The organism is Acinetobacter sp. ANC 3903 (genome assembly GCF_002135315.1).
In the GTDB taxonomy this organism is placed as follows: domain Bacteria; phylum Pseudomonadota; class Gammaproteobacteria; order Pseudomonadales; family Moraxellaceae; genus Acinetobacter.
The window spans coordinates 67,229-77,325 of sequence record NZ_NEGA01000020.1; the positions used below are offsets into that span (position 1 = coordinate 67,229).

7 protein-coding genes and 1 rRNA gene are annotated in these 10,097 nt (G+C 42.1%); 3 read left to right on the forward strand and 5 right to left on the reverse strand.

Translation table 11 applies throughout. The features are described 5' to 3' along the window. The first annotated feature begins 324 nt into the window (after positions 1-324). Both fmt and rsmB read left to right on the forward strand, forming a co-directional pair. Positions 325-1,284, forward strand: coding sequence for a methionyl-tRNA formyltransferase (fmt, locus tag B9T29_RS14390; protein WP_086176583.1), 960 nt, complete (start codon positions 325-327; stop codon positions 1,282-1,284). Continuing rightward, positions 1,284-2,591 (forward strand): 16S rRNA (cytosine(967)-C(5))-methyltransferase RsmB, encoded by a 1,308-nt coding sequence (gene rsmB / locus B9T29_RS14395; protein ID WP_086176584.1) that lies wholly within the window; start codon positions 1,284-1,286, stop codon positions 2,589-2,591. Before fmt ends, rsmB begins: the two co-directional genes overlap by 1 nt. A gap of 203 nt (positions 2,592-2,794) precedes the next feature. On the opposite strand, the gene B9T29_RS14400 is transcribed toward rsmB, so the two are convergent. Then, positions 2,795-2,938, reverse strand: coding sequence for a methionine/alanine import family NSS transporter small subunit (locus tag B9T29_RS14400; protein ID WP_086176585.1), 144 nt, complete (start codon positions 2,936-2,938; stop codon positions 2,795-2,797). Positions 2,939-2,948: 10 nt separating this feature from the next. Beyond that, entirely contained in the window at positions 2,949-4,427 is a 1,479-nt protein-coding gene (locus B9T29_RS14405; RefSeq protein WP_086176586.1) for a sodium-dependent transporter, read from the reverse strand. Between the two features lie 609 nt (positions 4,428-5,036). Here B9T29_RS14405 and B9T29_RS14410 point away from each other — a divergent pair. Continuing rightward, a complete protein-coding gene (locus B9T29_RS14410) occupies positions 5,037-5,729 on the forward strand; it encodes a TIGR04219 family outer membrane beta-barrel protein (protein WP_086176587.1) in 693 nt (230 codons plus the stop codon). A gap of 300 nt (positions 5,730-6,029) precedes the next feature. Here the strand turns inward: B9T29_RS14410 and B9T29_RS14415 are convergent, their stop codons facing one another. From B9T29_RS14415 to rrf, 3 genes are all read right to left on the reverse strand, one after another. Then, positions 6,030-7,400, reverse strand: a complete 1,371-nt coding sequence (locus tag B9T29_RS14415; RefSeq protein WP_086176588.1) for an MFS transporter — start codon at positions 7,398-7,400, stop codon at positions 6,030-6,032. 737 nt (positions 7,401-8,137) lie between these two features. Continuing rightward, positions 8,138-9,754, reverse strand: coding sequence for a Na/Pi cotransporter family protein (locus B9T29_RS14420; RefSeq protein ID WP_086176589.1), 1,617 nt, complete (start codon positions 9,752-9,754; stop codon positions 8,138-8,140). Between the two features lie 150 nt (positions 9,755-9,904). Next, positions 9,905-10,019, reverse strand: a 5S ribosomal RNA gene (gene rrf, locus B9T29_RS14425). Positions 10,020-10,097 lie beyond the last annotated feature (78 nt).

Genomic DNA, 10,097 nt, shown 5'->3' on the forward strand with positions numbered 1-10,097 from the left:
CTTACGATCGAGAGCATGAAATCAGTCGAATTTCCAACCTATCATACACCAAGCCATTGTTTTTCAAGATGGCATTTTCATCTTAGATATGGGCAGATGGATCTATAAATTGAACTTCGTGATTTGACGACAAAAATCTTTAACTGAAATCTACTATACCGCCATCCCCGGCCAGACAATGCAAAACTTTCATGAATAATTTTTAAATTTTGCATAATTTTTTTTTATAAAAAATAAACTCATTCTCTATGCGTTAAGACCCAATTTAGGTGAATAAATGCTTTTGCCTTATAATAGACATCACGTTTATTTGGAAGCTTTTGTGTGAAAATCATCTTTGCGGGTACACCAGAATTTGCCGCCACTGCATTGGCTGCACTGCTTAAAACCGAACATGAAATTGTTGCGGTCTATACTCAACCGGACCGCAAAGCTGGACGAGGACAAAAACTCACTGCTTCTGCTGTAAAGCAGCTGGCTTTAACCAATAATATTCCAGTCTATCAGCCTCTGCATTTTAAATCTTCGACTGAAGAAGGCTTGGCTGCTCAAGCTGAACTCAAAGCTTTAAATGCCGACGTCATGGTGGTGGCTGCTTATGGCTTAATTCTGCCGCAAGTGGTGTTAGACACCCCTAAATATGGCTGCTTGAATATTCACGGATCTTTATTGCCGCGTTGGCGTGGTGCGGCACCGATTCAACGTGCCATTGCTACAGGTGATGCTGAAACTGGTGTAACCATCATGAAAATGGCTGCTGGCCTCGACACCGGCGACATGATGTTTAAAACCATCTGCCCCATTGAAGCCAGCGACACCTCTGCAAGCTTGCACGACAAACTGGCTGAACAAGGTGCAACTGCAATTGCTGCTGTTCTAGAAACTGAACAAAGCTTGCAGCACTATTTAGATACGCGTGAAGTGCAAGATGAAGCTCTGACTGTCTATGCACATAAACTTTCAAAAGCAGAAGCTCAAATTGATTGGTCAATAGATGCTGTACAAATTGACCGTAATATTCGCGCGTTTAATCCGTGGCCTGTGGCATTCATTCAGTTAGATGAACAAAACAACTTGCGTGTTTGGCATTCAGAACGTTCAGAAGCCTCTGCCCCTCAAGCTCAAGCAGGTGAAATCCTTGCCATTGATAAAAAAGGCGTGCATGTTGCCTGTGCCAATGGCAGTGTGATTATTTTAAGCTCGCTACAATGGCCGGGCGCTAAACCGCTTAACCCTGTACAAATTTTACAAACCCAAAAACTGACTATTGGACAAATTTTATAATGAAGCAATCTCCCAACGCCTCTACCCGAGATCTTAATTTACGTGCTCAGGTGGTGAAGACGTTATTGGCTGTCCAAAATGGTCAATCGCTGCAATCTGTCCTGGCGCAGCAAATGAACATTGTGTCAGACAAAGACCGTGCTTTGTTCCATGAATTGGTACTGGGTTGTTTACGTCAATGGTATGCATTGAAACAGCTGACTTTACCTTTGCTTTCTAAACCAGTTGATAACCAAGTGGTTGAAACCTGTTTGTACCTTGGTTTATACCAACTCTTATGTACCCGTGTAGCTGCTCACGCCGCGATTTCTGAAACAGTAGAAGCTGCAAAACAACTGGGTATGGGAAGTCTCAGTGGCTTAATCAATGCGATTTTACGCCGTGCGACACGTGAAACTGAGCAGTTCTATGACGTACTTGAGCAAGCGACCAATTTACCAAGCTGGTTATCTAAACGTCTGAAAAAAGACTGGGGCGAACAGTTTGATGAACTCAGCTATGAGCTTAAACAAATTGCGCCACTGACTTTACGTGTCAACACACGCCAAGTCAGCCGTGACGAATATCTGGATATTTTGGAAGATGAAGGCATCGATGCACATCGCTGTGAAATTTCAGAAGTCGGTATTGTGATGGATGAAAGTTTGCATGTTCCTAGCCTTCCGGGCTTTGAAGCCGGCGGTTTCTCGGTACAGGATGAACACGCTCAGCTTTGCGCAACTTTACTGCCAAACCTTGATGGTAAATTTGTGATTGATGCCTGTGCAGCACCGGGCGGCAAGACGGCACACATTTTAGAGAAGTTCCAGCCTAAGAAACTCATCGCGCTAGACCAGGATGAAAAACGCCTGAAGCGCGTGGTGGAAAACCTTGATCGTTTGGTTCTAGACGGCAAGCATGTAGAACTCAAAACCGCCGATGCTGTGACTTATACAGCACCTGAACTTGCAGATTGCATCGTACTGGATGCACCATGTACAGCTGTTGGTGTCATGCGTCGTCACCCAGATATCCGTTTATTGCGTCAATCTGGCGATATTGCCAAAACAGTAGTTTTACAAAAGCAAATTTTGGAAAACATGTGGCAGCAACTGAAAGTCGGTGGCACCTTACTTTACATCACCTGCTCGATTTTAAAAGCAGAAAATGAACAGCAAATGGTCGAGTTCTTCGCCACCCATCCAGATGCCAAAGAAGTGAAAATTGAAGCGGATTGGGGCATTGAACAAATTCACGGTCGTCAATTATTCCCGAAAGTGGGTTATGGCGATGGTTTCTTCTATTGCCGAATTGAAAAAACGGCTTAAGCTGAAATGCAAAAAAGGTGGCTTTTGAGCCACCTTTTTATTGGTGTGTTCCGTCCAGCCAGAAAGGTCACTGCAAATGCGATCCAGACTTGGTGTTGCAAAATGGTGTGCATTGCTATGCTCCATTTTAAAAACAAGAAAGCCATCATCTTAAATGATAATGACTTTCATTTGTAACAGTATAAACTGAAGTATTCGCGGATTTAAAGTGTATGCTGATCTTTGACTTCTTCCAGCACCTCATCCAGCTCTTCTGGATGTTTCATCAAGTGCAGAATGGATAACACCAACCCGCCCCACAAAAACAGCATGGAAATTATCATCATGATGATTGCAGAAGTATTCATGTTTATTCTCCTAGCGATCTTTCATTTTGGCTAAAACAAACGCCACCACAGCACAGAAAATCACGCAGCCCCAGCCAAACAGCCACTGCATACTGACACTATAATCACCATAGCCTTTTAATAACAAGTGGTAAATGGTCATTACTAAAGTAACTAACAAAATCAACGAGGTAATCACAGATAGAGTGAAATCCCAGCCCTTGCCTAATTGTACCGTTGAAATGGCATTCACGTGCTCCCGGATCTCAGCCAGTGCCGAACGCTTGAACCAGGCAATACTGATAATCGACAGTAATGCACCACCGATAATGCCAATGTTATTAATGAAGTGATCTATGATATCCACCAGTTTAATCGAGTTCACGCTGGAAAATAAAACGATCGATACAGCAGCACTACCGCCACCAACAATGGTAACCGCTTTCTTGCGGCCCCATTTCAGCTTGTCCATCATGGCAGCAATTGGAACTTCCAAAATGCTCACCATCGATGAAATCCCTGCCACAAACAGTGAAGAGAAGAACAGGATACCGAACAGGTCTGCACCCGCACCCAGGCTGGAAATGATTTTAGGGAACGCAATAAATGCCAGACCAATACCGCCACTCACCACATCCTGAACATTGCTGTTCGCGGTATAGGCCATAAAGCCCAGCGCCGAGAAAATTCCGATACCGGCTAGAATTTCCGTAGAAGCATTGGCAAAGCCCACGATTAAACCCGAACCGGTTAAATTGGTTTTCGGCTTTAAGTAAGAGGCATAAGTCACCATGATCCCGAAACCGACTGAAAGCGAGAAGAAGGTATGACCATAGGCTGCCAACCACACCTTGTAGTCCATCATGGCTGCCCAGTTCGGGGTAAAGAAGGCATTTAAGCCATCGACCGCACCCGGTAAACGCAGTGCTTGAATCACCAGAATAGTAAATAAAACAAACAGTAATGGCATGAAAATCTTGTTGGAAAGTTCCACGCCCTTTTTTACCCCACCGTATAAAATCGCCAGGGTTAAGGCCCAAATTCCTGCCAGTGGCCAGAAAATATGGCTGACAAAACGTGGGTCAAAACTTGCGGCTTCGGAGGTTTGTAAATAGGTTTTAAAGAAAAAACCTTCCGGATCACTGCCCCACATCTGACCAATGGAGAAGTACACATAACTGCCTGCCCAGGTCAAAACACTGGCATAGTACAGGCCAATGATGATACATACACTGACTTGCCACCATCCCAGGGTTTCACCGCCACGGAACAGTTTGCGATAGGCTTTTGGCGGTGAGCTATTACTTCTATGCCCGACTGCATAATCGAGAAATAACAGCGGTAAGCCTGCAGTAATTAAAGCAATCAAATAAGGAATAAGAAATGCGCCACCGCCATTTTCATAGGCCACGTAGGGGAAACGCCAAATATTACCTAAACCGACAGCCGATCCGACCGCGGCAATAATAAAGCCGGATCGTGATGACCAGTTTTCACGAGAATCTGTCATAAAACACCTAAACCTTAGGTATCTTTAGATGCTGCTTGTTATCTGGGTTATATCGCGAGCAAAAAAAGTACCTTTAAAAATAATTCTTGTGTCTGATTTAGAGGTCACACCTTGTGGGTGCCGTGTTCTAAATGGCAAACAGATCAGCCTGAAATTGAATCTTGGTTAAAAATTTAAATCCAAGCTCATCTTTTGTATGAATTTAACAATACTCACTTTTAAAAATAATTTCTGTAATTTCTCTACGACGCATCTATTTTTTATAATATATTGAATGCGAATGTTCATTTAATCGGCTGATTTATACGCCATTCTGACCATTCAATAAAAAACTTTTTGGAATAAATTAATTGAATATAAAAACTTAGGGTTATTCAATATATAGTTTCGTTACTTTTTGATCGTACTTTAATAATCGAAAATGCCAGCATGGCTTTTCAACTATTTTGCTCTCTGCTTTGGATTAGATTTGCTTTAATTTTGACAAATAACCACAATGCAATTTTCTATCATTCACTATATGATGCGCTGAGTTGGATCTCAACTCATGCTATTTAAGTAACAAAAAGATTTTCCAAAAATAATGGATTACACAACTTCAGGATTCTCATGCAACCATTCAAAATTCTTTGCCTAACCCTTGGACTGGGTGCTTTCAGTTCTGCTCAAGCTGACCTTATTGCAGTTAAAGGCAGTATTGATTACTGGAACTATAGCACCGATTTAACCCAGCCAGCATCGCCACTTCCACAAGCACAAATGCAAGATGATCACGGTCTGTCATTCTCGGTTGCAGTCGAACATCCGGTGCCATTTTTACCCAATGCAAAAATTAAGCATAGCCATTTACAGGCAGACAGTGAGCAAAGTTTTGCCGGGGTAAACAGCCATCAGGTCGATCTCACTTATACAGATTTCATTCTCTATTACGAAGTGCTGGACAATATTGTCTCTGCCGATGTGGGCTTTGGAGCCAAACGCCTGAGCGGAGATATTGTTCAGAACGTTACCAACACCTTGGACGTGAGTAGTACGATCCCTATGCTTTATGCCCAGGCTGGGGTAAAACTGCCCTTTACCGGTCTAAGTGTGGGCGCCGAAGCCAGTTTTGCTGCACTGAATGATGAGCAAATTACCGATGCTCAAGCAGAACTCAAATACAACTTCATCGATAGCGTGTTGGTGGACGTGGGTGCTAAAGTCGGATATCGCATTTTGGACATTCAGCTGGAAGAAGGTTCAAATGCAGAAACCAAACTTAAATTTAAAGGTCCCTATCTTGGCGTAGAAGCACATTTTTAAAGTAATACTGTACGCTTTTGCTTACACAGACTGCAGAAAATGAAGGCTAGGCCTGAAACTGAATTCAGACTATATTGAACTCATACAGAAACAGGATGTTTCTAAAAAACAAAAATAATAAAAGTATAAAGCAGCTGGATGCTGAGGTAGAACAGGAGTGATACCTTTAACGAATACGAAAAAGCCTCGACAGGATGTCGGGGCTTTTTTATGGCTACACTGTTGCATATTTATCGCATCTAAAATAAAAAAAGCCTCTCGAAAGAGGCTTTTGCTATTCAATCAGTTCACTGCAAAAACTTAGCTGCTATAAGAACGACGCGGTTTTGCCGCGGCCAAAACGGCTGGTTGTGCTTCAACTTGAACTTTTTTAGGTGTACGAATCAAGAATATGGCAATTGCCCCAATAATTCCAGGAATGGCAACAGCGATAAAATTCCATTTATGCGGCAGTTCCATACCCAAAAGCATGCCAATCACGATTGGACCGACAATCGCCCCGGTACGGCCCACTGCCGATGCCCAGCCAATACCCGTTGAACGCACTGCCACCGGATAATACTGTGCAACATAACTGTACAGTAGAATGCTACTGCCAATTGAGGATGCACCTGCCAGACTCACCAGCAAATAAATAACCGGCTGTGGCGAATTGAAGCCTAATCCAACTAAAGAAAGTACGCCTACAATTAACATACTGATCAGAACGCGTTTAAAGTCAAAGCGGTCAGCTAAAACCCCTCCACTGATTGTTCCAATCACTGCTCCAACATTCAATGCCAGTAAAAACATTAAGCTGCTGCCTAAAGAATAACCAGCTGCCATCATCAGTTTTGGCAACCAGCTGCCTAATGCATAAAGCATTAATAAGCACATAAAGAACGCAAGCCAAAACAGGAATGTTCCTACAGCACGATTTTCAGTGAACAATTCTTTTACTGAGGTACTTCCGCTTTGATCATTCGAAGCTAAAACCAATTGTGTATCTGCTGATACTTGCGCAGCCGGCTCAACTTTTTGTAAAAAATAACGCGCCTGATCTTGTTTCTTTGCTTTAACCAGAAATATTAAAGATTCCGGCAGGAATTTCCAGAATAATGGCACAAACAGTAAAGGAATAACCGCTATCTGGAACATGATTTGCCAGCCATAGTCTGCAGTAAACCATGTTCCGCACAAAGCTGCCATAATCCCGCCCATGGCATAGCCGCTGAACATGGTGGTCACTAAAGTACTGCGCACACGTTGCGGTGCATATTCGGAAGTTAAAGCCACTAAATTCGGCAATACGCCGCCAATGCCCAGACCTGCAACAAAACGTAATATTCCAAATTCTAGTGGATTAGAGGAAAATCCGCCTAAGAAAGTAAACAGACTGAACAATGAAACGCAAATTAAGATCACTTTTTTGCGGCCAATTTTGTCCGCCAGCATGCCAAAGCCCATTGCACCAAACATCATGCCAGCTAAGGCGGTACTCGCCAACATACCGGCCTGTACGGCACTCATGCCCCACTCTTTCATCAGTAAGGGCAAGACCACCCCATTAATTGCTAAATCGTAACCATCAAATAAGACGATAAACAGGCACCACAGCACAAGTTTCAGATGAAACGACTTAAACTTGGCTTGGTCCACTACAGCATTTACATTCATTGTTGTCGCTGTCATTTGTACTCACCTCCAGTTGTGAGACTTAAGTTTCAACTTACAATGGGTTTTAGACGGAATTTTGTCCAAAACCTGAAAGGCATAAATCCATACCTTCAAAGTATGACAAATATTTTTTGGCAGAAAATGTCAGACCGAAATAGACTAAAATTAAGGCTTTTTGTTACATTTTTTGGGGTGAACTTTCGTTCACTGTTATTTTTATCATTTAAAACAATATATTAAAAAATTTAAAATTCCGTATTAGACTAAAGAAGGTTTGATTGAAAGATTGTCAGAGTTTGTAGAGCGAAGATCATAAAATGACAAGAGCAAGTTTTCTCACATTATGATCCAATTCCCCCGCTTTTAAGTAAAGAAAATTGGACAGATCTACAACGTGAAAGCGTAATTTAATAAAAACTACACTGACTGGCCGGAATATGAAAATTGTGAGAGATGATGGCAGCGATACTTCAACAATTTGTATAAAAAAGCCTCGACAGAAGTGAGGGCTTGTTCTTTGATCTAACCGTTATATTTCAGCACAGCTCAATCTCTTTCTTATTGACAAGACAAAGCTGCTGAAACCTATGTCGATGGTTAAACACGATTGATTTTATAGAGAAAAATATTCAGTTCTACAGCTAAACACTCTGTCCATCTGTTGGCTTGGATGATCAATGCAAAAGTCAGTGTAGATGAAGCACTGCATAAACTTTTTATCATCCAACCTTGAAATAACGCTTAGCCAGCACTTAAGCACGCAAGTCGTCTGTTACCTTATCCGTCCTGATTTCCTTTTCACATAGAACATTTACAAAGCGCTGACTATGTGCAATTAGCCGATCCAACCAGCGATGTGCTGCAAGTAATTCCAGGATTCTGGCTGCACCTGAATGATGGCTAGCGGCATACTGATTGATCTTTTCACGAAGCTCAGCATGATGCTGTTTAGTCCAATTTTCGAGAAAAATCAACTCATCGTGCAGTAGTCGATTTTTCTCATCCATCGACAAATCCGCTGCAGCATGCCAATAATTACCAAGAATTTCACCGAAGTCTAATGCAACCTGATAAAGAGAAGGCTGCGTCCGGATATCCAAACTATAAAACAACTGTTCCAAATCACTGCGTAACACGTTTAGATAAACCATTATTCTAAGCAATGCCAATAAATTTTTTTGCTCTTCAGTGTTTTCAGGTACCGATATTTTTGTTAAATATTCCTTAAGTTTTTTGATGAGTTCATCTTGCTGCTTAAGTTGATTGGCGGCAACCAGCTTCCCATCTTTAAACGCTTCAATAAACCATCTATATTGTTGCCAAATAATTTGAAAGATTACATGTTCTGCATTCGCTATAGCTACCGCAGGAACTGAAAGGCTAGATTCATCAAGAGACTGAATCAAACAGTCTTCATCTGATGGAATCAGTTTAGTCAAAAACTGCTTAAATTGATCAATAAAAGGCATTAATAAAACGGCCCCACATAAACTAAAAGCAGTATGAAAAGCAGCCACAATCACCACCGCATCCCAAGAAGAGAGCCATCCACTTCGTGGGTACAACCAAAGAAACAAAGGATACAATACAAAAAATGCAAATATGGCACTCATAATATTAAAGCTTACATGCACGGCAGCCGTTCTTTGTGCATTGCTATTGGCACCGATGGCGGCTAGTACTGCAGTAGCCACAGTTCCAATATTTTCTCCAATGACCAGCAAAAGTGCTTGCTCCAGCTGAATGACCTGACTAGCCAATGCGGTAATTGTCGCTGTAATTGCGGCACTTGATGACTGCAAAATTACTGTCATAACCAAGCCAATCATGACCAGTAAAAGCTTGGAGAAAAAACTTTCAGTGGTGAATACTGAAAGGTCAATACGATCAGACAGACCAGACATCGCTACTTGCAATAATTCAATACCAAAGAAAAGTAAACCAAAGCCTGCAATCACCAACCCTGTCAGGGCAGCCCGGCCCTGAGCCAAAATTTTTAATAATGCTCCTAATGCAATCATAGGTAAGGCAAACTGCCCAATTGAAAATTTTACACCTAAGAGTGCTACCATCCAACCTGTGCTGGTCGTGCCAATATTCGCACCAATAATTACCCCAACCGACTGTGCAAAGGTTAGAATCCCAGCACTCACGAAACCAATCGTCGCGAGCGTTGTGGCGGTTGAAGACTGAACAATTAGGGTAAAGATAATGCCTGAACTCATTGCTTTTAGAGGTGAGCCTGTGAACCTTCCTAGCCATTGTCTAAGTGATTCACCCGCTATATCTTTCAAGCTATCGGTCATCAAAGTCATGCCCAGCAGAAATAAGCCTATCCCACCACAAAGTTGTATGAATACCTCAAACACGCTCACCTCTTTTTTATAATTTTCATCATTTAAATAAGATAACTGAGAATCAACTCAGCTTAACAAATCATTTGTAGTTTATAGATTTTTCTTCTATTCCCCGGACAAAAAAACACCCCCTGATTTGATCAGGGGGTGTTTAGAATAATGAGCTGGCGATGACTTACTCTCACATGGGTAATCCCACACTACCATCAGCGCTAAGAGGTTTCACTTCTGAGTTCGGGAAGGGATCAGGTGGTTCACTCTTGCTATTGTCGCCAGCACAACTGTTTATGGACTTGTTCGGGTCTTATTTAACTGCTTTGCAGTGTTTGCCGTACTTGATACCAAATGAGTTTAA

Excerpts from the sequence above, each read along its gene's own strand:
- rsmB (WP_086176584.1), top strand. The coding sequence starts at position 1,284 with ATGAAGCAATCTCCCAACGCCTCTACCCGAGATCTTAATTTACGTGCT.
- B9T29_RS14400 (WP_086176585.1), bottom strand. The coding sequence starts at position 2,938 with ATGAATACTTCTGCAATCATCATGATGATAATTTCCATGCTGTTTTTG.
- B9T29_RS14405 (WP_086176586.1), bottom strand. The coding sequence starts at position 4,427 with ATGACAGATTCTCGTGAAAACTGGTCATCACGATCCGGCTTTATTATT.
- B9T29_RS14410 (WP_086176587.1), top strand. The coding sequence starts at position 5,037 with ATGCAACCATTCAAAATTCTTTGCCTAACCCTTGGACTGGGTGCTTTC.
- B9T29_RS14415 (WP_086176588.1), bottom strand. The coding sequence starts at position 7,400 with ATGACAGCGACAACAATGAATGTAAATGCTGTAGTGGACCAAGCCAAG.